Raw genomic sequence first — 25,288 nt, 5'->3', positions numbered from 1 at the left:
CTCTGAACAGGTCAGATGCCCGGCCGCGTGAAGCGCGGCCGCAACGCCGCAGCGGTGCGATTTTCGTCACACTCGCTACGGCGTTGCCGCGTTTCAGTCCTCGGAGGCGGGTGAAGGCGTGGCCTCCGCAGGCGCTGCGGAGGTCGCCGGTTCCGGCTCGGCCGCCGGCTCGTCGGAATCCGGCAGCTGCGAGACCAGATGCTCGGCGAGCTCGCCGATCGTCGGATGGTCGAACACCGCCGTCGGGCTGATGTCGAACTTCCCGCCGAACTGACCGAACAGCCGGTTGCGCAATTCGACCGCCATCAGTGAGTCCGTGCCCAGATCCAGGAACCGGCTGGACGCGGCAGGCGGCTGCGCGAGACGCAGGAAGCCCTGCACCTCCTTCTGCAGGAACTCGGTGATGAAGCCGGCTCGCGCCGCCACCGGAAGCTCCTGCAGCTGCCGCAACAACTCGCTGTCCCCGACCACTGTGCCGTCGCCGCTGGGCAGCACCTGGTCCAGTAGCGGCGGACGGATGCCGGCCAGCATCTTCGCCGTCCGCTGCCAGTTCGCCTTGAGCACCGTGGCCTGCGCGGCGCCCTGCCGGATGGCCTCGCCGAGAGCGGCCAGTGCCGCCGACGGTTCGAGCGGCATCATGCCCTGCGCGCTGAGGTTGGCGACGGCGGCCGCCGAGCTGGCCATGCCGCCCTGCGCCCACGGGCCGAAGTTGACGGCGGTGGCGGGCAGTCCCTGCGCCCGTCGTTGCGCGACGAGCCCGTCGAGCAGCGCGTTGGCTCCTGCGTAGTTGCCCTGGGCGGGCGAGCCCAGCACCGCCGAGGCCGACGAGTACAGGATGAAGAAGTCGAGATCGTCGTCCTTCGTCAACCTGTGCAGGTGGTGCGCGCCATACGCCTTGGGCCCCAATGCCTTCCGGAACCGATCGAGGTCCTGCTGCGGCAGCAGGGCATCATCGAGCACACCGGCCAGGTGTGCCACGCCCGCCAGTGGCGGCAACTCGGCCCGGATCCTGTCCAGCAGTTCGGCCACCTCGGACTCCTCGGCGACATCGGCCGAGAACACGTGGATCCGGCAGTGGAATCGCTCGGTGACGGCGTCGATGGCCGCCTGGGCCTCCGCATCCGGGGCGCGGCGGCTGGTCAGCACGATGTCGCCGGCGCCCAGTTGGGCCAGGTACGACGCCGTGTGCAGGCCGAGCGCACCCAGACCGCCGGTGACCAGATAGCTCCGATCCCCGCGCGGCTGAAGCGGTTTGGGCATCTGCACCACGATCTTGCCGATGTGGCGGGCCTGCTGCATCCGCCGGAACGCGGTCCTGGCCTCGGTCAGCGGGTAGACCTCGGCGGGCACCGGCGTCCACTCGCCCTTGGCAAGGCCGTCGGCGACCTCCACCATCAGTCGCTGGATGTGGTCGGGATCGGTCATCATCGTGACGTCCAGCGCGACGATCTCGTAGGCGATATCGGGACGCAGTTCGGCCATCTGCTCGTGCGTCCAGATGTCGCGTTTGGCGATCTCGGCGAACCGGCCGCCCTTGGCGGTGGCCCGCACCGTCGCCTCGACGAATCCTTCGCTGGTCAGCGAGTTGAGCACCACATCAACACCTGCGCCGTCGGTGTCCGCCAGGATCTGGTCCGCGAATTCCGTTGTGCGCGAGTCATAGACGTACTCGACGCCCATGTCCCGCAGGGTGGCGCGCTTGTACTTGCTCGCGGTGGCGAACACGGTGGCGCCGTGCGCACGTGCCATCTGCACCGCGGCCAGCCCCACACCACCACTGGCGGCGTGGATGAGCACCTTGTCGCCGGGCTTGAGCTTCGCCCAGTCGAACGCGAGCCGGACCGTCAATGCCGCAGCGGGAATCGTCGCGGCATCGACCGCGCTGATCCCGTCCGGCACAGTCGTCAGCAGTGGCGCGGGAACGTTCAGCCGGCTGGCGAAGGCACCCTGCATCGACCCGAAGACTCGCTGGCCGACCTCGAATCCGGTGACCGCGGAGCCGATGTCGGTGACCACACCACACAGGTCGCCACCGATCGGGCCCGGATCACCGGGGTAGAGGCCCAGCACGTTGAGCACGTCACGGAAGTTCAGGCCGGCGGCCTCGATCCGGACCTGCACCTCGTTGTCCTTCGGAGGGGTCACCTCGATCTCGGTCAGGCGGAGGTTGTCGATCGCACCGCGTTCGGTCGGCGCCAGGGCGTAGTCGTCGCTGCGCGGCATCGGCAGCTGACCGTTACGCGCCCAGTGCAGCAGCCGGGATACCAGGAAACGTCCCTGCCGCACTGCCATTTCCGGCTCGACGACCGGGGCACCCAGCGCACCGGGCAGCCAGCTCAGCGACTCGTCGCCGCCGTCGGAGTCGACCAGGCGAACACGCAGGCTCGGCTGCTCGGCGATCAGGGTGCGGCCGAATCCCCACAGCGCCGACTGGACCGGATCGACCGGCTCGCCGGGCTCGGTGGCCACCGCACGTTCGGTGACAATCCACAGGCCGTCGGCCAACGTGCCCTTCTGCTCGGCCAGTGCGGTCTGCGCGGCACCGAGCAGCGTGGCGACCTGCGCCTCCAGCCGGGACGCGAGATCCGCGGTGGATCCGTCCTCGGCAGCGTGTCCCGAACTGCGCCAGACGATTCCGGTGACCGGCGCACCACGTTCGGCGGCCTCGGCGAACGCCCGCTGCCACGACTGCGGATCCGTCGCCTCGTCGATCGTCACCGACCCCGGAACCTCGGTCGCCAGCGAATCGAAGCCGGCGATCAGCCAGGTGCCGTTCGCGCTCTTGGCCGCACCGTCTCCGGCCTCCTCAACTGCGGGAGCCGCCGCGATCTCCTGCCAGCCCAGGCTGTACAGCAACCGGCTGGAATCGCCACCCAGCCCGCGCATCAACGCTTCGCGCGGCGCACGCTTCACGGTGAACTCGGCGATACCACCGAGCACTCGGCCGTCCCGATCCAGGAAATCGATGTCGAAGACCTGGGTTTCGTTGGTGATGGTGTTCTCGTGCCAACGGGCCCGGCAGTAGAACCGCCGCGGCATCTTCTCGGCGATCGTCACCTGCCCATACCGCAACGGCAGGAATAGGTCCGTCATCCCCTGCTCGGCAGCCAGGGTGGCGGGGAAGGCGGGAAATGCCACACCGGTGCACAGGTCCAGCAAGACCGGGTGGATCGGCTCGGAGCCGAGATGCTCGCCGAGTTCTTCGCCGACCGCGATGTCCCCGATCGCCTCACCCGTGCCGACCCACAACGACTTCAGCGAGCCGGACCACGTCGGACCCCAGGCCAATTCCATGTCGTGGAAGATGTCGAACAGTTCCTGGGGGCGGGTGCGATTCATTTGCTCGATCGCCTCGTCCGGGGCGACCGTTTCCGCCGGTTTCGCATCCGGGTCTACCCCGGAGAGCAGGGTGCCATCGGAGTTCAGCGACCACTCGGCCTCCCGAACCCCGTGGGGCCGACTGTGCACCTGGAACTTCCAGCCGTCGTCGACGGGATGCAGGCTGAGCTGGACCTCACGAGAGGCCTTGTCGGGCAGGATGATCGGTTCGTAGAAGAAGACTTCCTTCACCCGTGCCGGTGCGCCTGCGGCGGCCATGGCCATCGCCGCGTACGTTGCGCCGGGCACCACCACGGTGCCGTAGATGACATGGTGCGCCAGCCACGGTTGGGTCTTGACCGACAGCACGTTCGTGTAGACGGTGTCGCCCGACGCCAGGTCCTTGGCGCTGCCCAGGATCCCGGAAAGCCGAACGCCGTCCGAGCCCAATCCGGTGGTATTGGATGCTTTTGGCCAGTACCGGCGGCGCTGGAACGGATATGTCGGCAGTTCGAGTCGCCGGCCCGTCGTGTGGAACCGGGCTGCGAAATCCGGCCGGTGTCCGCAGATGTAGGTGGTGGCAAGCGCTTCGGTCATCTGGCGCGCAGCGTTGGCGCCCTTGCGCAGCGATACGATCGCGCGCGGCGTCGCCGAGGACTCCGGCCAGATCTGCAGTGCCGCGGCGGTCAGGATCGGTTGCGGACCGATCTCCATCAGCACCGAGCAACCCAGGGCCGCCACGGTGCGCACACTTTCGGTGAACTGCACCGGCTGCCGGGAATGCCGGCGCCAATACTGCGCGTTGATCGGCGTCTCGGCGGTGAGCACCGCGCCGGTCCGGTTGCAGACCAGCGGCCGGGTCGGCACCGCGTACTCGAATTGTGTTGCGAACGTTTCGAATTCGTCGAGCACCGGATCCAGTAGCTCCGAGTGGAAGGCGTGGCTGGTTTCCAGCCAGGTGCATCGGGCGCCGTCCTCGCTGCAGGCGGCGACGATCTGCTCCAGATCCTCGCCCGGGCCCGACAGCACCGTGTTGCGGCCGTTGTAGGCACCAACCGAGACGCGCGGGAAGCTCGTCGCGGCACGCTCCACGTAATCGGGGTCGGCGAACACCGCGACCATCCGGCCGCCCTCGGGCAGGCTGCCGAACAACCGGCCCCGCTCGGCGATCAGGCGGATACCGTCCTCGAGGCTGAACACCCCTGCCACGCACGCGGCCGCGTACTGGCCGACGCTGTGGCCCAGTACCACGTCCGGTTCGATGCCCCACGACTGCCACAGCCGGGCCAGGCCCATCTCGACGGCGAAGATCGCAGGCTGGGCGAATGACGTGTGCCGCAGGGTTTCCGCGTTCTCGCGGTCACCGGAGAACAGCACGTCGAGCAGGGGACGCGGCAGCATCGGATCGACGGCCTGCGCACAGCGGCGCAGGGTGTCGGCGAATACCGGTTCCGTGTCGAACAATTCCTTCGCCATGCCCGGGTACTGGCTGCCCTGTCCCGGGAAGAACCACGCGGTGGTCGGCGGGTCGGTGCACTCGCCGCGGAGCACGCCCGGGCGCAGCCGGTTGGCCACCAGATCGTCGAGCAGCATCTTGGCCTCGGACACGGAGTTCGCGACCACCGCCGCCCGGTGCTCGAAGTGCGATCGTCCCGCCCCCGCGGTGTAGCTCACGTCGGCGATCGAGGCATCGGGATGGGCTGCCAGCCAATCGGAGTAGCGCTGCGCCAACGCCAGCAGGCCCGGCCCGGACCGTGCCGACAGCGGCAGGACGCTCAGCGGCTCACGCACCGGCTCCGGCGCGATGACCTCGACCGGTTCGTCGGCGGGATCGTCACCGAGCGCGGGCTGCGGTGCCTCTTCGATCAACACGTGGGCGTTGGTGCCGGTGAAGCCGAACGAGCTCACCCCGGCGCGGCGCGGCCTGCCGTTGGCGACCCACGGGGTGGCCTCGTCGACCACCCGCACCGGCAACGAGTCCCAGGGGATGTGCGGTGACGGGTTCTGGAAGTGCAGGTTCTGCGGCAGCAATTCGTTCTGCAGCGACAGCACGACCTTGATCAGACCGGCCACCCCGGCAGCGGACTCCAGGTGCCCGATGTTGGTCTTGGCCGTGCCCATCAGCAGCGGCCGGGCCGCGTCACGACCCGCGCCGTAGACGGCCGCGGCGGCCTGCACCTCGATCGGGTCACCCAACGGGGTGCCGGTGCCGTGAGCTTCGAGGTAGTCGACATCCGCGCCGCCGAGACCCGCGCGGGTGAGTGCCGCGGTGATGAGGCGTTGTTGCGCACCGCCATTGGGCACGGTCAGACCACTGGACGCACCGTCCTGGTTGACCGCGCTGCTGCGGATGACCGCGGCGATCCGGTCGCCGTCGCGTTGCGCGTCGGACAGTCGCTTGAGCACCAGGATGCCGCAACCCTCACCGCGGACGTAGCCGTCGGCCGCCGCGTCGAAGGTCTTGCATCGGCCGTCGGGCGCCAGCATCCGGGCCCGCGACGCCGCGACGATCGACGCCGGGCTCAGCAGGACGTTGACGCCACCGGCGAGGGCCATGTCGCAGTCACCGGAGTGCAACGCCTGGCTGGCCTGGTGCACCGCCACCAGTGATGAGCTGCAGGCGGTGTCCACCGCCATCGCAGGTCCTTCCAGGCCGAGGGTGAACGCCACCCGGCCTGCGATCGCGTTGAGCGCGTTGCCGGTGATGAAGTGGGCTTCCAGGTTCTCGACCGATTCGCCGGACAGCAGGTGCGAGTACTCATTGGCGCCCACGCCGACGAAGACGCCGGTGCGGCTGCCGCGCAGCGAGGCGGGGGAGTAGCCCGCACGCTCCAAGCCCTCCCAAGCGATTTCGAGCATGAGGCGCTGCTGCGGGTCGATCCAGACCGCTTCGCGCGGGGAGATGCCGAAGAACTCCGGGTCGAAGCTGTCGACGCTCTCCAAGTAACCGCCGCTGCGGGTGTAGATCTTGCCGGGCGTCTGCTGATCGGGGTCGTAGTACTGGTCGACGTCGAAGCGGTCCTCGGGTATCTCCCGGATCGCGTCCACGGCGCCGGACAGCACATCCCAGTACGCATCGGCATCAGCCGCACCCGGGAACCGGCAGGCCACCGCGATGATGGCGATCGGCTCGTCGGTCGCCGAACCCGCCAGCGACGCCGGCGCGGCGGCAAGCTGTGCGCCGGCCTTCTCGTTGAGGTTGAGCACCTCGCCGAGCAGGTAGTCGGCCACGTCGGTCAGCCGCGGGAAGTCCATGGCGAGTGTCGCCGGAAGTTCCTTGCCGACAGCCTGTTCCAGACGGCGTCGAAGTTCGACCGCCATCAGAGAGTCCATGCCGAGGTCGAAGAATCCGGCCTCTTCGCGGACCTCCGACGCGTCGACCCGGGTCACCTCCGCGACGGTGTTGCGCAGGTACTCCAGAACGAGCTTCTTACGCTGCTGGACCGGTGCGGCGGTGAGCTGTTCGACCAGCCGGGTGGTGCCTGACGCACCGGGGGCCGAGGGCGCCGACTCCGGAACTTCGCGGGCCACCTCGGCCATCAGCGACCGGCGGCCGGCCTGCAGGTAGATCGGCAGGAAGCGGGCCCAGTCCATGCGCGCCACAACGGCTTCGGCCGGACCTTGCGAACCGGCGGCGAACATGACGTCGGCCATGCCGGCCAATGCATCGGTGGGCGACAGTGTGCGGATGCCACGCCGGTCCAGTTGGGCCCGGGCGTCCTGGTCTGCCATGCCGGCCGACCACGGGCCGAAGTTCACGCTGATGCCGTGGACGCCGCGCTCGCGCAGTCGCCACGTCAACCCGTCGAGGAAGGCATTGGCCGCGCTGTAGGCGCTCTGGCCGTAGCTGCCCCACACCGACGAGATCGACGAGGTGGACAGGAAGAAGTCCAGCTTCAGATCGGCGGCGGCCTCACTGAGGTACCAAGCGCCCCAGACCTTTCCGGAGAACACCCGGTCGATCTCGGTGCTGTCGAGGGAGCTCAGCGGGGTGGTGCAGTTCTCGCCGGCGGCGTGCACGATGCCTGCCAGTGGCGGCAGCTCGGCGGCCACGGTGGCGAGCAGCCGCGCGACGTCGTGCGGGTCGGCGACATCGGCTGCGATCACCCGGACCGCGCAGCCGTGTTGTTCGCCCAGCGCGTCGATGCGGCGCTGCGCGGCCTCGTCTGGGGCGCGGCGGCTGGTCAGCACAAGCTGGCGAGCTCCGTGCGCGGCCAGGTAGCCGGCGATTTCCAGCCCGATCGAGCCGAGCCCGCCGGTCACCAGATAGGTTGCCTCGGAGCGCAATTCCAGCGGGGTCGAGTTCGGCTGACCGGTCCGCCGGACCAGCCTCGGGACATGAACACCGCTGTCCCGCAACGCGATCTGATCCTCACCGGGCGACGCGGTGACGACCTGCTTGATCAGCCGCGTCCACTCGTCGGCGCTGGTCCCGGACAGATCTGCCAGGCCGCCCCACAGCTGCGGGTACTCCAGCGCGGCGACGCGGCAGAAGCCCCACAGTCCGCTCTGCTCCGGCGCCACCGTGTCGGTGTCGCTCACGCGTTGCGCGTTGTGGGTCAATACCCAGATCGGGCTGCGCAGTTCGGCGGCAGCCGCGGCGCGGAACAGGCGCTGGGTGCCCCCGAGTACGCGGTGTTGCATGCGCAGCAGGGACCGCATCGACGACGCGCCGTCCGAGTCCAGGGCCGCGAGGTGCAGGATGCGCAGCGCGGGCTCGTCCTGCACCGCCGCGGTCAGGTCGGCGACCAGACGCTCCTCGTCGGCGTCGGACACCGGCAGACCGAGGACGCGATGCCGGTGGCCGTGTGCGGTCAGCGCATCGACCAGCGGGCGCATGACGGCGTCGTCGTCGCCGATGAGCAGCCACGCTGCGCCCTCGCCGACCTCGGTCGACGGGCTGATGGATTTCTGCCAGCGGACCTCGTAGCGGATATCGGCGATGGACTGTGCGCTCCGCTGCCGATTGTGTTGGGCGGCAAGCTTGCTCAGCACCTCGGCGGCAGTGGTGGATCCGTCGCCGCCGAGCAGTGCGGCCAGTTCCTCGATCCGGCCGTCCTCGAGCAGCTGCACAGCCTCGGTGCGGGCGACATCATTGGCGGTCGACTGGGATTGCTTGCTCTGATACCAGTACTGGCGATGCTGGAAGGGGTAGGTCGGCAGATCGAGCTTGCGGGCCGGCTCGTGCAGCAGTGCGGCGAAGTCGGGAACATGCCCGGCGACGTAGGCGCCGGCCAGAGCCTCGGTCAGCTGGCGGTGGTCCGCGCCGTTACGGCGCAGCGACGCAACGGCTTTGGGTGCGGTCGCCGGGTCCGGCCAGGCCCGCAGTGCAGCGGCGGTGAGCACCGGCTGCGGGCCGACCTCGAGCAGCAGCGCGCAGCCGAGTTCGGCCAGCGTCGCCACCCCCTTGGCGAACTGCACCGGCTGACGGGCGTGGCGGCGCCAGTACTGCCCATCGAGCTTGGCGTTGCGACCCAGTGCCGCCCCGGTGCGGTTGCACACCAGAATCCGCTGAGGTGCCGCGAATTCGAATTCGTTGGCGTAGGACTCGAAGGCGTCCAGCGCCGGGTCGAGCAGTGACGAGTGGAATGCGTGGCTGGTGTCCAGCCAGTCGCAGCGGGCGCCCTCGTCCGACAGGTGGGCGACCGCGCGTTCGAGGTCGGCGGCCGGTCCCGACAGCACCGTGTTGGCGCCGTTGTAGGCGGCCACCGACAGGCTCGGGAACTCGTCGGTCAGGCTCTCCACCCGGTCCGGGTCGGCGAAGACAGCGCACATCCGCCCGCCGGCGGGCAGGTCACCGAAGAGGCGGCCGCGCTCGGCGAGCAACCGTGCGCCGTTCTCGAGGCTGAAAACCCCTGCGACACAGGCGGCGGAGTACTGGCCGACGCTGTGGCCGAGGACCACGTCCGGCTCGAAACCCCACGACTGCCAGAGCCTGGCCAAGCCCATCTCGACCGCGAAGATCGCAGGCTGGGCATGCCGGGTCTGCTTCAGGGTCTCGGCGCCATCCAGATCGAAGATGACGTCCAGCAACGGCTTGTCGAGCACATCGGCGACAGCGTCGGCGCACCGGTTCATGGTGTCGGCGAACACCGGTTCGGTCTCGAACAGTTCGCGGGCCATGCCGGCGTACTGACTGCCCTGTCCGGGGAACAACCAGGCGGTCTTCGGCGCATCGACGCAGTCGCCGCGGACCAGTCCGGGAGCGGGTAGGTCGTCGGCGAGCGCGCCGAGCAGCTCGCGGGCCGACTCGACGGAGTTGACCACGAGGGCGGCGCGGTGTTCGAAGTGGGCCCGGCCCGCCCCGGCGGTCAGGCAGACGTCGGCGAGAGTGGCGTCGGGGTGCTCGCCCAGCCAGCTGCGGTAGTGCTGTGCGGTCTGCACCAGGGCGGCCGGGGTGCGCGCCGACAGCGGAAGCACGGCGAACCGGCGGTCGTCCGGCGCTGCACCGGCAGCAACCGGGTTGACGACCGGTGCCTCTTCGAGAATGACGTGGGCGTTGGTGCCGGAGAACCCGAACGAGCTGACGCCGGCGATACGCGGTCGATCGGATCGCTCCCACGACCGAGCCTTGTCCACGACCTGCACCGGGATCCGGTCCCACGGGATGTGCGGGGACGGGTTCTTGAAGTTGAGGTGCGGGGGCAGCTCGGAGTGCTCGAGCGACAGGACGACCTTGAGGACGCCGGCCACGCCCGCGGCGGCCTCCAGGTGGCCGATGTTGGTCTTCGCCGACCCGATCAGCAGCGGCTGGTCCGCGTCGCGGCCCTTGCCGAGCGCGGCGGCCGCGGCCTGGACCTCGATGGGGTCACCCAGCGACGTCCCGGTTCCGTGGGCTTCCAGGTAGTTGATGTCGGTGGGTGTCAGGCCGGCCCGCTCCAGCGCCTCGGCGATCACGCGCTGCTGAGCGACGCCGTTGGGTACGGTCAGCCCGCCCGAGGCGCCGTCCTGGTTGACCGCGCTGCCGCGGATCACGGCGCGGATGTGGTCGCCGTCGCGGAGCGCGTCGTCCAGTCGCTTGATGGCGATGACACCGCACCCCTCGCCGCGTACGTAACCGTCGGCCGAGGCGTCGAAGGTCTTGCACTTGCCGTCGGGCGCCAGCATGCGGGAGTGCGAGAACGTGATCATGGTGGCCGGGCTGAGCATGACGTTCACCCCGCCGGCCAGTGCCAGGTCGCATTCGTCCAGCAGCAGTGCCTGGCAGGCCTGGTGAATCGCCACCAGCGAGGAGCTGCACGCCGTGTCGACGGTGACCGCGGGGCCCTGCAGCCCCAACCGGTAGCTGATCCGGCCCGCGGCGGCTGCGCTGGACGTGCCGATTGCCAGATAGGCCTCGATCTCGGGGTAGGTCAGCGCATCGGATGCCATGCCCAGGAAGTCATGGGTGGCCAAGCCGACGAAAACGCCGGTTCTGCTGTTCGCCAAAGTCGTTGGCGCAGTGCCGGAATGCTCGACCGCCTGCCATGCGGTCTCCAGCAGCAGTCGGTGCTGCGGATCCATCAGGTTGGCTTCGCGCGCTGAGACCCCGAAGAACGGTGCGTCGAACCCGGTGACGTCGTCGACGAACCCGGCTCGCCGGGTGACCATCTTGCCTGCCGCGTCCGGGTCGGAGTCGAAGAACTCCTCGATGTCCCACCGGTCGGCCGGCACCTCTGAAATCGCGTCCCGGCCGCTGTGCAGGACGTCCCAGTACTGGTCCGCATCCGCGGCTCCGGGAAGACGTGCCGCGTAACCGATGATTGCAAAACGAGGCGTCTGCTGCGTCGGACGTTCGGTGGGTGCCATCAGGTTGTGTTCTCCGCATCGGGCCGGTGAAGTGTCGCAGTGCTGTCGTGGGAGACCACGTCAGGGCCAGGAACAACTTCCGAACGGCCACGGCTCGGTCATCTCCCGACAGCGACGGCCGGCTCATCTCCCGACGGTCAGTATTGCACGGGCGTTGCTGAACGAACGGCTTTCACCCTGGTGTCGACGGGTGCGTGGCCAGGCGTTACCGGTTTATTTAGGGCCTTTAGTCACTACTTGTGACCAGGGGCTTTACGGGTCGACGGCGAACCGCCACAGCGACAGGCGCTATCTTGGTCTGGCCACCAGGTTGCCGGTCTCCAGGCCGTAGCCGCTGTAGACCCGGGAGGGGAATTTTGCACATCGGGAAGATAACCATCGGCACAATCGATGATTGGTCGCCGAGCCCCGGTGTGGTGATTTCCTGGCACCCGACAAAGGCCGCAATGGAAAAGGCGCGTCAAGCGCCCGTCAGTTCGGTGCCCGTCAGCTATATGCAGGGTCAACACATTCGCGGCGTCTACGAACAGGACAAGGCCGGACTCGACTATTCGCGGCAGATCATCGCCACCTGCGAAGTGCCTGGCCAGTGCGATATCGACGCCATGAATCACGCGCTGAACGCGTATCTTCGCCGCCACGACACGTATCGGAGCTGGTTCGAATACGCGGGGTCCGGCGATATTGTCAGGCGCACCATCACCGATCCCGCCGATATTGAATTCGAACCGATCGACAACGGCGTCATGGCGGCCGAGGATGCGCGCAAACACATCGTCGACATTCCGACTCCCATGGAATGGGGCTGCTTTTCTTTCGGTGTCGTGCAAAGTGACGATCACTTCGATTTTTATGCCAGCATCGACCATGTTCACGGGGATGCGGCGCTGATCGGGATCACCATGCTCGAGGCGCACGGCATGTACACGTCACTGACCATGACCGGACAGCCGATGGCGCTGCCCGAGGCCGGCAGCTTCGACGATTTCTGCATCCAGGAGCGCGACGCCACCGCGGATCTGACGGTCGATTCGCCGGAGGTCCGGGAATGGATCGAGTTTGCCGAGAACAACAACGGCACGCTTCCCGAGTTCCCGCTGCCGTTGGGGAACGCCCTGGAGCCGACGGTCGCTGACATGGTCGGCGAGATGATCTTGGACGCCGATCAGACCGCGCGATTCGACGCGGCGTGTACCGCGGCCGGCGTTCGCTTCGTCGGCGGTCTGTATGCCTGCACCGCCATGGTGGAACATGAATTGACGGGTGCGACAACGTATTACGGGCTCACGCCTCGGGACACCCGCAGAACCTCGGACAACTTCACCACTCAGGGCTGGTTCACCGGCCTGGTGCCGATCACCGTGCCGATCGCCGCGACGACGTTCGGCGAGGCCGCTTGGGCGGCGCAGACGTCGTTCGATTCCGGCCTGAGCCTGGCGCGGGTGCCGTATTACCGGGTGCTCGAGCTGGCTCCGTGGTTGGAGAAGCCGCACCCGAACTTCCCGGTCTCGAACTTCCTGCATGGCGGCGCCGCACCGCTCAACGCCGTGCTCGCGGCCGCTGACATGGGCTATTCGAACAACATCGGGATCTACTCCGACGGCCGCTTCAGCTACCAGCTGACGATCTATATATTCCGGTATGAGGCCGGCACCGCGATGGCGGTGATGTTTCCGGACAATCCAACCGCCCAGAAATCGGTCGCTCGCTACATCGCCGCGATGAAGTCGGTGTGTGGACGGATCGCCGACAGCGGGCATTGGTGACGCCTTTTGTTGGATTCAGTGAAGTGTTGGATTCAGTGAAGTGTTGGATTCAGTGAAGTGTTGGATTTCGTGAAGTTCGATGCAGTGAAGGGGCACGGGGCCGCAAGGCCTCGCGCGGTGTGAGGAAATTGTGCGACGGCTGACCGATTTTGTGGTGCGGTGGCCCTGGGCTGTGATCGGTGTCTGGGTTGCCCTGGCGGTTGCGTTGCCGCTGACCTTTCCGAGCCTGACCGAGATGGCCCAGAAACATCCGTTGTCGATGCTGCCGGGCGATGCGCCGTCCAGCGTGGCGGCGCGGCAGATGACCGAGGCGTTCAAAGAACCCGGCGGTGACGATCTGCTCTTGGTGGTGCTGACCGACGAGCGGGGTTTGACGCCCGCTCACGAAGCCACCTACCGCAAGCTGGTCACCGCATTGCGCGACGACCAGCACGACGTCGTGATGTTGCAGGATTTCGTCGGAACACCTGCTCTGCGTTCGTTTTTGACGAGTAAGGACAACAAGTCCTGGGTGGTGCCGGTCGGACTCGCGGGCGCGTTGGGGACCCCGCAGTCCTATGAGGCCTACAACCGAGTGGCCAACATCGTCAAACAGAGCACCGCGGGCAGCCCGCTGGAGGTGCACCTGACCGGACCCGCGGCCACCGTCGCCGACCTCACCGTGGCCGGCGAACGAGACCGCCTGCCGATCGAGATCGCGATCGGTGTGCTGGTGCTCCTCGTGCTGTTGATCGTGTACCGCAATCCGATCACCATGCTGCTGCCGTTGATCGGCATCGGAATCTCGCTGGTGATCGCGCAATCCGTGGTCGCAGGTTTGTCACACACCACCGGTCTGGGGGTGTCCAACCAGGCGATCATCCTGTTGAGCGCGATCATCGCCGGTGCGGGAACGGATTACGCCGTCTTCCTGATCAGCCGCTACCACGACTACATGCGCCGCGGCGAGGACTCCGACGCGGCGGTGCGGCTGGCATTGAACTCGGTGGGCAAGGTGATCACCGCATCCGCGGCCACCATCGGAATCACGTTCCTGGGCATCAGCTTCGCCAAGATGGGGGTGTTCTCGACCGTCGGTGTGTCATCGGCGGTCGGCGTCGGGGTATCCTTCCTGGCCGCGATCACGTTGTTGCCGGCCATCATTGCGCTGGCCGGCCCGCGCGGTTGGATCACGCCTCGCCGCGAGTTGACCGCACGGTGGTGGCGGCGGTCCGGCATCCGCATCGTGCGCAGACCGCGGGCACATCTGGTGGCCAGCGTGTTGATCCTGATCCTGTTGGCCAGCTGTGTGGGGCTGGCGCACTACAACTACGACGACCGCAAGGCCGTCGCACCGGGGGCCCCGAGTTCGGTGGGTTACACCGCTCTGGAGCGGCATTTCGATCTCAACCAGTCGATTCCGTCCTACGTGCTGGTCCGCTCGCCACGCGATCTGCGTAACCCGCGGGCGCTTGCCGACCTCGAGCAGATGGCGGAGCGCATCAGTCAGGTGCCGAACATCTCGATGGTCAGCGGTATCACCCGGCCCCTGGGTGAGGTGCCGCAGGAGTTCCGTGCCACCTATCAGGCCGGCCTGGTCGGCGACCGGCTGGGCACCGGCTCGGCGATGATCGCCGAGAACATGGGCAGCCTGAACCGGCTGGCCGGCGGCGCCGACACGCTGGCGAACAATCTCGGCGACGTGCGGGGTCAGGTCGGTCAGATCACCAGCAGCGTGCAGAGCGTGGTCGACGCGTTCGGCTCCATCAAGGGCCAGTACGGCGGCGACAAGCTGGTCAAGAACGTCGAAGTCGCGACCAAGCTGGTCAACGCGGTCAACCGGCTCGGCAATTCGATGGGTGTGAGCTTCACGGCGGCCCGGGACATGTTCGCCTGGGTGGGCCCGGTGCTGGTCGCGCTACACGGCAATGCGGTGTGCGACCTGGATCCGTCCTGCGCAGAGACCCGTGGGCATTTCCAGGCTTTGGTCGACGCCCGCAATGACGGCACCCTCGACGAGATCAATTCGCTGGCAACGCAATTGCAGTCGATGCAGGACAAGCAGTCCCTCAACGCGACGCTCAACCAGCTCAATGACGCGTTCGGCCGGCTGACGAAGCTGATGCGCCAGATGGGGCTCGACTCGCCCGGCGGCGCGAAGGCGGGCACGACCAAGCTCCGGCAGGGGGCTGATCGCGCCGCCAGCGGAAGTCGGGACGTGGCCAACGGCGTGGACCAGGTCGTCGACCAGATCAAGCTGATGCGTACCGGACTCGATCAGGCGGCCGCGTTCCTGCTGTCGATGAAGCAGAACGCCGCATCGCCGGCGATGGCGGGGTTCAACATTCCGCCCGAGGTTCTCGAGCTGCCCGATTTCAAGATGGCGTCGAAGATGTTCATCTCACCGGACGGGCACTCGGTTCGGTATCTGGTGCTGACCAAGCTCGATCCGTTCAGCGCCGCGGCGATGGATCAGGTCAACGCGATCAGGGACGCCGCCCGCAGCGCGCAGCCGAATACGTATCTGGCGGATGCCACGATCTCGATGGGCGGGTATCCCGCCGCGCTGCGCGACACCCGCGACTACTACCAGAAGGACATCCGCTTCATCATCGCGATCACGATGATCGTGGTGCTGCTGACGTTGATGCTGTTGCTGCGGGCGGTGATCGCGCCGCTGTATCTGGTTGGTTCGGTGGTGCTTTCGTACTTCGCGGCGCTCGGTATCGGCGTACTGGTCTTCCAGTACTTGTTCCATCAGCAGTTGCACTGGACGGTGCCGCCGCTGGCCTTCGTCGTGTTGGTGGCCGTGGGCGCCGACTACAACCTGTTGTTCGCGTCGCGGCTGCGGGACGAGTCCGCGGACAACACCCGCTACGGGGTGATCCGGACGTTGTCGTCGACCGGTGGCGTGATCACCGCGGCCGGATTGATCTTCGCGGCGTCGATGTGGGGCCTGTTGTTCTCCAGCATCGGTACCGTGGTTCAGGGCGGGTTCGTCATCGGCGCCGGGATCTTGCTGGACACGTTCCTGGTCCGGACCGTGACCGTACCCGCCATGGCTACGCTGGTAGGAAAAGCGAACTGGTGGCCGTCACGATCGAGCTCGCAGGGGAGCGTCAAAGCATGAAGAAGCTACTCGCTGCGGCGACAACGCTGATCACGGTGTGCGCCACGGGCGGAGTCGCCGCCGCCGACCAACCGTCACCGGGCGGGTCGCAGGGTGACGGGCCGACGCCGATCGGCACGCCCGGCCGGGGCTATGCCCTCGGTGGTGCGCACGTGCTGGGCATCCCGTACGACGAGTACATCCGCCGTACCGGCGCCCAGTGGTTCCCGGGCTTGGACCGGCAAATCGTGGACTATCCCGCCGGCCAGGTTCAGGGCCACACCCTGGAGCGGTTGTTCCCCGGTATCGGCAAGCTCGACGACAACTTCCCGGGTCTGGGTATCGACGGCCCGAGCATCGGCGAATCGGTCGATGAGGGCGAGGGCAACGTCCTCCGGGCGGTTCAGGCGGGCGGCCCGGGTACCGCGATCGGGTTGTCCGAGGGCGCGATGGTGCTCAACGCCGTGCAGAACCGGTTGGCCACCGATCCGAACGCGCCGCCACCGGATCAGTTGTCGTTCGCCACGTACGGCGATCCGATCTCCCCGCACGCCTTCGGGGCGGGCTTCCTGGCCCAGAACTTCCCGGTCGGCAGTGTCGTTCCGGCACTGGACTACCGGATCCCCCCGCAGGTCGACAGCCAGTACGACTCGTACCGCTTCGTGTCGGCCTACGACAGCATCGCCGACTGGCCGGACCGCCAGGACAACTGGATGGCGCTGGCGAATGCGGTCGTGGGGCTGGCGACCGGTCACACCGCCGTCGCGTTCACCAATCCGAGCATGGTGCCGCCGCAGAACATCAGGACCACGGTCAACTCCCGGGGCGCGAAGACGACGACGTACTTGATCCCGGAACAGCACCTGCCGTTGGTGTTGCCGTTCAAGTACCTCGGCGTGGACGAAGGGACACTCAGGCAGCTGGATGCGGTGCTGAAACCCTCAGTGGATGCCGGGTATTCGCGCAACGATGACCCGTTGACCGCGCCGATCGAGGTCGACCCCGTGAACGGTTACGACCCGGCCGCCGTCACGGCGCCGGCCACGCAGGCCGCCTTCGGTGGCGGCAGCGATCCGCTGTCGCAGCTGACGGCGGGGCTGCAGTATGTGTTGAACCACGGCCCCAGCGCGCACTGATCCAGACGGCCGACAGGGATCAGACGCCGAGAAGACCCGCCGCGAGTAACACGACGCCGACCACGGCCAGCAGCACCGCCACCTCGCGGCGTCGCCGCGCCCGAACCCAGCCGTGCAGTCGGGTCATCGCCGCATGCGTGCGCTGCGGGGCCGCCAGATAGGCCAGCAGCGGAATCTCGACGAGTGCGAATGCGATCACGGTGAACGTGAGCAGCGCCGCAAACCGCATCGCGGGATCGGCGGTGCCCGCGCCGATCACGGCCAGCGCCGCCAGGTAGTCCACCGAGGGCAGCGCGATCCCCAGACCGGCGACTCCGGCGACCCACAGCGACGGACCGTCGAGCAGACGGCTCAACCACGCCGGCACCGTCCGGTCGCGGCGGCCCTTGGTGACGGCCAGAATCGCCGCGGCCGCCAGGGCCAGCGCACCGATCACGATCTGCACCCGTGGGAGGGTGAAATGCGCCGAGGCCGGTATGTGCGATTCCAGCGCGAACAACACCACCGCGCCGACCGACAAACCCATCACGAAGCCGCCGCACAGGAACGCGGCCAACTGCAGATGCGGGCGGGGACGATTCAGCATCACCACCGACATGCCGATGCGGAACGGTTCCAGACTGACGGCCACGGCCATCACCAGCAGGGTGAACCACATCGGATGATCAGCTACGCATCCAACCGCACGAACTGTCCTTGCCGATACTGTTCGACGCACCCGGCCCGGCGGATCTTGCCGCTGGTGGTGGTCGGTATGGACCCGGGCTCCACCAGGACGATGTCAGCCACCTGCAGACCGTGAGCCCGCGAAATAGCCGCGACCACATCGCTTTTCACTGACTCGAGGTCGGTATCGTCGCGGTTCTTCAATTCGACGACGGTGACCAGCTTTTCGGTCTCCTCATCGGCCACCGCGATCGCTGCGACCCGGCCCCGGGTGATCTTCTGCACCGTCGCCTCGATGTCGTCGGAGTAGTGGTTGCGGCCGCGCACGATCAGCATGTCCTTGATGCGCCCCACGATGAACAGGTCACCCTCGGAGACGAAGCCCTGATCACCGGTCCGCAGCCAACCGGTCGCGGGGACGTCGCCCGCCGGGCCGGCCAGCGTCGCGCCGAAGGCGGAACCGGTCTGCTCGGGTTTGCGCCAGTATCCGGCCGAGACATTCTCGCCATGCGTCCAGATCTCGCCGACCGTGCCGTCCGGGCACGTCTCGCAGGTATCGGCGTCGACGATCCGCACCAGCGGCGATGTCGGCAGTTGGTACCGCAGCAGCTGGGTGCCACCGGGCTTGCGAATGGCGTTGCCCTGGGTCAGTTCGTCGGCGTCGAACTCGACCACCTCCGGCACCTCATTCGCGGTGCTGCTGGCGACGTAGACCGTCGCCTCCGCCAGACCGTAGGACGGTGCCATCGCTTCGGGACGAAAACCGTTGGGCGCCAACCGCTCATTGAACCGCACCAGGGTGTCGGGATGGATCCGCTCGGCTCCGTTGATGATGCCGATGACGCCGCCGAGGTCGAGGCCGTCCAATTCCTCGTCGGTGCTGCGGCGCGCGGTGAGGTCGAAGGCGAAGTTCGGTGCACCCGACCATGCTTTCGGGTGGCGTGCCAGCGCCTGCAGCCACCGCGCCGGCCGGGACAGAAACGCGATCGGGCTCATCAGGTCGGCCGGGTGCCCGCTGAAGATCGGAGCACCGATCCCGAGCATCAGGCCCATGTCGTGGTAGAACGGCAGCCAGGAGACCAGGCTGGTACCCGGTGGGAACTCGCCGCCGAAGTGTGGCACGTAGTCGGCCATCAACTGGTCGAAGTTCGCCACCATATTGCGGTGCGAGATCATCACGCCGGCCGGCAGCCGGGTCGATCCCGATGTGTACTGCAGATAGGCGATGTCGGGGCCGTCGGGCACCTCGACGCTGTCGGCGCCGGGTGCGTCGAGGTCGAGGGTGTCCACGGCAATCGTGGCGATCACGGCGGCGCCGTCGTCGACGTACTGCGCGGCCACCTCGAACACCGCGGAGGTGGTCAGCACGACTGTCGGCGACGTGTCCGTCACCACCGCGCTGACCCGCTCGTCATGCGACCCGGGCACGGGCACCGAGAGTGGGACGGCGATGAAGCCGGCCTGCATGGCGCCCAGGAACGCGACGATGTAGTCCAGGCCCTGCGGCGCGATGATCAGCGCCCGGTCGCCCGGGACGCCCTGCTGGCTGATCTCCCGTGCGACGTTGAGGGTGCGGCGGTACACCTGAGACCAGGTCAGACTTTCGGCGACGCCATTCCAGTCCCGGTCGTAGTCGGTGAACGTGAAGGCGACGGCATCTGGCGTCGTATCGGCGCGGTCACGCAGCACGGACAGGATGGAGACGTTCGGCACTGTCCAAGGCTACTCAACGAAGATTTGAGCTGTGCCCGCCCCCAGGAGTCTCAATTGCCCTCTGGGCGGGATTCATTCTGGCCGCGGCCGGGCGCGACGTGGGAAGATGTCAACGCTATGAGCAACACAGAGCTGAGCCCCGCCTCGCTGCGTGAGGCGTTCGGCCATTTCCCGTCCGGTGTCATCGCGATCGCCGCGGAAGTCGACGGCGTCCGGGTGGGCCTGGCCGCCAGCACCTTCGTGCCGGTGTCGCTGGACCCGCCGCTGGTCTCGTTCTGTGTGCAGAACAATTCCGAGACCTGGCCCAAGCTGAAGGACCTGCCGTCCCTGGGCATCAGCCTGCTCGGCGAATCGCACGACGCGGCGGCCCGCACGCTGGCAGCCAAGACCGGCGACCGCTTCGCCGGGCTGGAGACGCACTCTCATGAAAGCGGTGCGGTGTTCGTGCACGGCACCAGCGTGTGGATGCAGAGCTCGATCGATCAGTTGGTGCCGGCCGGCGACCACACCATCGTGGTACTGCGGGTCCAGGACATCACTGTGCATGACGTGCCGCCGATTGTGTTCCACCGCAGCACATTTCGCAGACTGGGCATCTAGCCCAGCCTGATCTCCGCCTTCGGTCAGCGCTTCTCGGCGAGTTCGTCGCGATAGCCGGCGACGCGCTGTTCGAGTTCGTCCGCATCGGCGGTCCGACCCTGCTTGCGGGCCAGCTCGGCGCGGGCGGACAGCTCGCGAATCGCGGTGCGGATGTCGTTGATGCTGTGGACTGTCCCCATCTATTCGAGGCTACTCACGCTTGCGCCAACGGGAACCTGCACTGGCGAGCAGACGCAAAACGCCCCCGAACACTCAGCGTGTCGGGGGCGTTCGCGTCTGCTCGCGCGAGGGAGCTACTTCTTGCGGAACAAAATGTTGCCCAGCCAGACCACCGGGTCGTACTTCTTGTCGGCGACGCGCTCCTTCATCGGGATCAGCGCGTTGTCGGTGATCTTGATGTGCTCGGGGCACACCTCGGTGCAGCACTTGGTGATGTTGCAGAAGCCGAGGCCGTTTTCGTCCTGGGCCATGTCGCGGCGGTCGATGGTGTCCAGCGGATGCATCGACAACTCGGCCTGGCGCATCAGGTAGCGCGGGCCGGCGAACGACTTCTTGTTCTCCTCGTGGTCACGGTTGACGTGGCACACGTTCTGGCACAGGAAGCACTCGATGCACTTGCGGAACTCCTGGCTGCGGTTCACGTCCTCCTGCTGCATCCGGTAGTCGCCCGGCTGCAGATCCTTCGGGGGAGTGAACGACGGGATCTCCCGCGCCTTCTCGTAGTTGAAGGACACATCGGTGACCAGATCGCGCATCACCGGGAACGTTCGCAGCGGAGTGATCGTGACGACCTCGTCCTCATCGAACGTCGACATCCGGGTCATGCACATGAGCCGCGGCCTGCCGTTGATCTCGGCGGAACACGAACCGCACTTGCCGGCCTTGCAGTTCCACCGCACGGCGAGGTCGCCGGCTTGGGTGGCCTGCAGCCGGTGCACGATGTCGAGCACCACTTCGCCGTCGTTGACCTCGACGGTGTAGTCCTGCAGGTCGCCGCCGTCCTCGTCGCCGCGCCAAACCCGCAGTTTTGCGTCGTAAGCAGCCATTCTCAGCCCTTCCGGTCAGGGTGCTCGGCCAATTGATCTTCGGTGTAGTACTTCTCGAGTTCGCTCAGCTCGAACGTCGCCAGCAGATCGGGCCGCATCACGGGCTGCTGTTCAGGCGTCACCGTCACGTCGGGCACGACCGCGTCCGCTTCGCCCGGCGCGACCCGGCACACCAGCAGCTTGTTCCGCCAGTGCGAGTCCATCTTGGGGAAGTCGTCGCGGGTGTGTCCGCCACGGCTTTCCGTGCGCGCCAACGCCGCCTTGGCCACGCACTCGCTGACCAGCAGCATGTTGCGCATGTCGATCGCCAGGTGCCAGCCCGGGTTGAAGATCCGGCCGCCCTCGACGACGACGTTGGCGTAGCGGGCCTTGAGCTCGTCGATCTTGCCCAGCGCCTCTTCGAGTTCACCCTCCTTGCGGATGATGCCCGCCAGGTCGTTCATCGACTGCTGCAGCTCGGCGTGCAGGGTGTAGGGGTTCTCGGGGTTGTCCTTCGGCTCGAACGGCGCGAGCGCCAGCTTGGCGGCCGCGTCGACCGCCGCGTCCGACACCGCGGGACGTTCCGAGAGTGCCCGCACGTAGTCGGACGCACCGAGCCCGGCACGCCGGCCGAACACCAGAAGGTCGGACAGCGAGTTGCCGCCCAGTCGGTTCGAGCCGTGCATACCGCCCGAGCACTCGCCCGCGGCGAACAGGCCCTGCGTCGCGCCGGCGCCGGTGTCGGGATCGACCTCGATGCCGCCCATCACGTAGTGACAGGTCGGACCGACTTCCATCATGTCCTTGGTGATGTCGACCTCGGCCAGCTCGATGAACTGGTGGTACATCGACGGCAGCCGGCGCTTGATCTCCTCGGCGGGCATGCGGGAGGCGATGTCGAGGTAGACGCCGCCGTGCGGGGTTCCGCGGCCGGCTTTGACCTCGTCGTTGATGGCACGGGCAACCTCGTCGCGAGGCAGCAGGTCAGGGGTGCGGCGTGCCGAGTCGTTGTCCTTGAGCCACTGATCGGCTTCTTCCTCGGATTCGGCGTACTGCCCCTTGAACACGTCGGGGATGTAGTCGAACATGAACCGCTTGCCTTCGGAGTTCTTCAGAACACCGCCGTCACCGCGGACACCCTCGGTGACCAGGATGCCCTTCACCGACAGCGGCCAGACCATGCCGGTCGGGTGGAACTGGATGAACTCCATGTTGATCAGGCCGGTACCCGCGCGCAGGGCAAGCGCGTGCCCGTCGCCGGTGTACTCCCACGAGTTCGACGACACTTTGAACGACTTACCGATGCCGCCGGTGGCGAGCACCACGGCGGGCGTCTCGAACAGGATGAACTTGCCGGTCTCGCGCCAGTAGCCGAAGGCGCCGGCGATCTTGTCGCCATCCTTGATCAGATCGGTGATCGAGCACTCGTGGAAGACCTTGATCCGGGCCTCGTAGTCGCCGAGTTCCTTCTTGTCGTCCTGCTGCAACGAGACGATCTTCTGCTGCAGGGTCCGGATGATCTCCAGCCCGGTGCGGTCACCGACGTGCGCCAGGCGCGGGTAGGTGTGGCCACCGAAGTTGCGCTGGCTGATCTTGCCGTCTTTGGTGCGGTCGAACAGTGCGCCGTAGGTCTCCAGCTCCCAGACCCGGTCGGGGGCTTCCTGCGCGTGCAACTCGGCCATCCGCCAGTTGTTCAGGAACTTGCCGCCGCGCATGGTGTCACCGAAGTGCACCTGCCAGCTGTCCTTGGTGTTGACGTTGCGCATCGCCGCCGCGCAGCCGCCCTCGGCCATGACGGTGTGCGCCTTGCCGAACAGTGACTTCGTCACCACGGCGACTTTGAGACCGCGTTCCCGGGCCTCGATCACCGCTCGTAGGCCTGCGCCGCCGGCACCGATCACGACCACGTCGTAGGAATGCCGTTCGACTTCCACCGTCATTTGACCTCGCTCAAGCTATGGGTTTGAAAGTTCTTCTCAGCCAACAAATCTCAGGTCAGAGATGGTGCCGCTGGCCACCAGCATGACGTAGAAATCGGTGAACATCAGGGTGCCGAGCGTGATCCAGGCGTACAGCTTGTGCCGGGTGTTCAGCTTGCTGACCTGGGTCCAGATCCAGTACCGGACCGGATGCTTGGAGAAGTGCTTGAGCCGTCCGCCGGTCACGTGCCGGCAGGAGTGGCAGGAGATCGTGTAGACCCACAGCATCACCACGTTGCCGACGAGGATGATGTTGCCCAGGCCGAATCCGAAGCCACCGGGGCCGGTTTCGGAGTGGAACGCCACGATCGCGTCGTAGGTGTTGATCAGCGAGATGATGCCGGCGATGTAGAAGAAGTACCGGTGGGTGTTCTGGATGATCAGCGGAAAGCGGGTCTCGCCAGTGTATTTCGCGTGCGGCTCGGCCACGGCACACGCCGTCGGGGACTGCCACACCGAGCGGTAGTAGGCGCCGCGGTAGTAGTAGCAGGTCAACCGGAACAGCAGCAGGAACGGCAGTGACAGGAAGGCGTACGGCAGCAACGACAGCAGGCCGGTCGTCGGCAGGATCTGCGGCCAGAAGTCGCTCGCCTCACCGCATGCCTTGCTCAGGCACGGCGAATAGAACGGCGTCAGGTAGTGGTACTGCGGGACGAAGAAGTGGTCCCGCTGGAACGCGCGCACCGTCGCGTAGATGACGAAAGCCGCGAATCCGAGGTCGGTCCAGATCGGCGCTTTCAGCCAGTTGTCGGTCCGCAGCGTGCGTTGCGGTATCTGGGCACGGCCGGGTGAGAAGACGCCGGTCTTCGGGCGGTTAGCCGCAGGTGCGCTCATCTACTGTGATCCCCTTCGCATGAACTCATCGGAGGGTACCCAGATCACGGCACCCGGTTAAATTCGGGTCAGCGGCGGTTGTGGCCGCCCACGCCCTCGTCGTCGACGTCGCGCCAGAAGGCGGAGTCGTAAGGGGTGTCGGGGATCCCGATCTTCTCGGTTGACGACACGGCCGTTTGCTGGGTTAGGGCAAGCTCATTGGCGTCGATATCAAGAAGTTCCACGTCATTGAGGATGCGCTCGGCATCGTTGACGATTCGGCGCATTGCCGGACTGTCGGCGTAACGGCTCTGCAACGAGCTCACGCAGCGCCGCAATCCACCGATCAGATGGTGAAGTTCGGCCAATTCTGTGGTGGTGGACAAGGGGACCTCCCTGGGCTGAAGGTGTTATGGATCACAGTACGACACCCGATGCTAGCCACATTCGGATCTCAACGTGAGACAGGTCACGTCGGGAATGGCGTTGCGGCAGTCGTGTTGGACAGCCCAGGATCACGCCGACAGATAGGGGACCCGATGTCCGGTACGAGCAGTCTTGCCAAGCACGCCGACGCACTGCTGGCGTTGCATCAGCCGGGCAATCCGGTGGTGTTACCGACGGTGTGGGATGCCTGGTCGGCGAACCTGGCGGTGGCGGCCGGGTTCGCGGCGCTGACCGTCGGCAGCCATCCGATGGCCGATTCCGTCGGCAAGCCCGACGGCGAGGGGATGAGTTTCGACGACGTCGTCGCCCGCGTCACCCAGATCACCTCGGCGGTGGATGTGCCGGTCTCGGTGGACATCGAGTCCGGCTACGCACAGCCTGCCGAGCGCCTCATCGATGGGCTGCTGAGCGCCGGCGCGGTGGGCCTCAATATCGAGGACACCGTGCACAGTGAGGGCAAGCGACTGCGATCCTCAGCCGAGCATGCCGAACTGGTGGGCGCGCTGCGTGCCGCCGCCGACAGCGCCGGGGTGCACGTGGTGGTCAACGCCCGCACCGACCTGTTCCTGCGCAACGACGGCGACGACGCCGACCGGGTGGACCGGGCGATCGCCCGGCTGACCGAGGCGGCGGCCGCCGGAGCCGACGTGCTGTACCCGGTGGGCCGTCACGAACCGGAGACGTTGCGCCGCTTGGCAACTGAGCTGCCGCTACCGATCAACGCGATCGCGCTGCCGGAGTCCGACGACCCGGCGTCGTTCGGGCCGCTGGGGGTGGGGCGGATCAGCTTCGGGCCGTTCTGGCAGCGGGCGCTGAGCGTGCGGGCCAACGAGATCCTGGACCGCTGGCGCTAGCAGTTCCACCGAGCGTGGGGGTTGTCGTGGAGAATCCGCGCTTGGGTTCAGGGGTCTAGTGCAACAGCTCCTAGCTGAGGAGTTGTTGCATGCGT

Annotated in this window: 13 protein-coding genes; 5 read left to right on the top strand and 8 right to left on the bottom strand. The window is 67.0% G+C overall.

Going from position 1 to position 25,288, the window contains the following annotated elements; all coding sequences use genetic code 11:
- Positions 1-93 precede the first annotated feature (93 nt).
- Positions 94-11,106, bottom strand: coding sequence for a type I polyketide synthase (locus tag CRM90_RS15150; protein ID WP_102807784.1), 11,013 nt, complete (start codon positions 11,104-11,106; stop codon positions 94-96).
- 356 nt (positions 11,107-11,462) lie between these two features.
- On the opposite strand from CRM90_RS15150, the gene CRM90_RS15145 reads away from it, so the two are divergent.
- The 3 genes from CRM90_RS15145 (at position 11,463) to pe (ending at position 17,096) form a co-directional block, all read left to right on the top strand.
- Positions 11,463-12,872, top strand: coding sequence for a condensation domain-containing protein (locus tag CRM90_RS15145; protein ID WP_102807783.1), 1,410 nt, complete (start codon positions 11,463-11,465; stop codon positions 12,870-12,872).
- Positions 12,873-13,002: 130 nt separating this feature from the next.
- Positions 13,003-15,981 (top strand): MMPL/RND family transporter, encoded by a 2,979-nt coding sequence (locus tag CRM90_RS15140; RefSeq protein WP_102807782.1) that lies wholly within the window; start codon positions 13,003-13,005, stop codon positions 15,979-15,981.
- Positions 15,978-17,096 carry an acyltransferase PE gene (gene pe / locus CRM90_RS15135; protein WP_102807781.1) on the top strand — a complete coding sequence of 373 codons (1,119 nt, stop codon included), beginning with the start codon at positions 15,978-15,980 and terminating at the stop codon, positions 17,094-17,096. The genes CRM90_RS15140 and pe overlap by 4 nt, the downstream gene beginning before the upstream one ends.
- A 19-nt stretch (positions 17,097-17,115) precedes the next feature.
- Here the strand turns inward: pe and CRM90_RS15130 are convergent, their stop codons facing one another.
- Together CRM90_RS15130 and CRM90_RS15125 are read right to left on the bottom strand one after the other, a co-directional pair.
- Entirely contained in the window at positions 17,116-17,754 is a 639-nt protein-coding gene (locus CRM90_RS15130; RefSeq protein WP_102807780.1) for a GAP family protein, read from the bottom strand.
- Positions 17,755-17,765: 11 nt separating this feature from the next.
- Positions 17,766-19,475 (bottom strand): AMP-binding protein, encoded by a 1,710-nt coding sequence (locus CRM90_RS15125; RefSeq protein WP_102807779.1) that lies wholly within the window; start codon positions 19,473-19,475, stop codon positions 17,766-17,768.
- A 117-nt stretch (positions 19,476-19,592) separates the two neighbouring features.
- Here CRM90_RS15125 and CRM90_RS15120 point away from each other — a divergent pair, with 117 nt between their 5' ends.
- The gene (locus CRM90_RS15120; RefSeq protein WP_102807778.1) at positions 19,593-20,075 is read left to right on the top strand and encodes a flavin reductase family protein; all 483 of its coding nucleotides are present in this window, start codon (positions 19,593-19,595) and stop codon (positions 20,073-20,075) included.
- Positions 20,076-20,098: 23 nt separating this feature from the next.
- On the opposite strand, the gene CRM90_RS30710 is transcribed toward CRM90_RS15120, so the two are convergent.
- The 5 genes from CRM90_RS30710 to CRM90_RS15100 form a co-directional block, all read right to left on the bottom strand.
- Positions 20,099-20,254 (bottom strand): hypothetical protein, encoded by a 156-nt coding sequence (locus tag CRM90_RS30710; RefSeq protein ID WP_199189912.1) that lies wholly within the window; start codon positions 20,252-20,254, stop codon positions 20,099-20,101.
- A gap of 114 nt (positions 20,255-20,368) precedes the next feature.
- On the bottom strand, positions 20,369-21,121 hold the full coding sequence (locus tag CRM90_RS15115; RefSeq protein WP_102807777.1) for a succinate dehydrogenase/fumarate reductase iron-sulfur subunit: 753 nt from the start codon (positions 21,119-21,121) through the stop codon (positions 20,369-20,371).
- A 2-nt stretch (positions 21,122-21,123) separates the two neighbouring features.
- The gene (locus CRM90_RS15110; protein ID WP_102807776.1) at positions 21,124-23,040 is read right to left on the bottom strand and encodes a fumarate reductase/succinate dehydrogenase flavoprotein subunit; all 1,917 of its coding nucleotides are present in this window, start codon (positions 23,038-23,040) and stop codon (positions 21,124-21,126) included.
- Positions 23,041-23,076: 36 nt separating this feature from the next.
- A complete protein-coding gene (sdhC, locus tag CRM90_RS15105; protein ID WP_102807775.1) occupies positions 23,077-23,913 on the bottom strand; it encodes a succinate dehydrogenase subunit SdhC in 837 nt (278 codons plus the stop codon).
- 68 nt (positions 23,914-23,981) lie between these two features.
- Positions 23,982-24,278, bottom strand: a complete 297-nt coding sequence (locus tag CRM90_RS15100) for an Rv0250c family protein (protein ID WP_102807774.1) — start codon at positions 24,276-24,278, stop codon at positions 23,982-23,984.
- Positions 24,279-24,431: 153 nt separating this feature from the next.
- On the opposite strand from CRM90_RS15100, the gene CRM90_RS15095 reads away from it, so the two are divergent.
- Positions 24,432-25,193, top strand: a complete 762-nt coding sequence (locus CRM90_RS15095; protein WP_102807773.1) for an isocitrate lyase/PEP mutase family protein — start codon at positions 24,432-24,434, stop codon at positions 25,191-25,193.
- Positions 25,194-25,288: the final 95 nt, after the last annotated feature.

Source organism: Mycobacterium sp. ENV421, from assembly GCF_002887815.1.
In the GTDB taxonomy this organism is placed as follows: Bacteria; Actinomycetota; Actinomycetes; order Mycobacteriales; family Mycobacteriaceae; genus Mycobacterium.
This window is presented reverse-complemented; position numbering and strand designations above follow the sequence as displayed.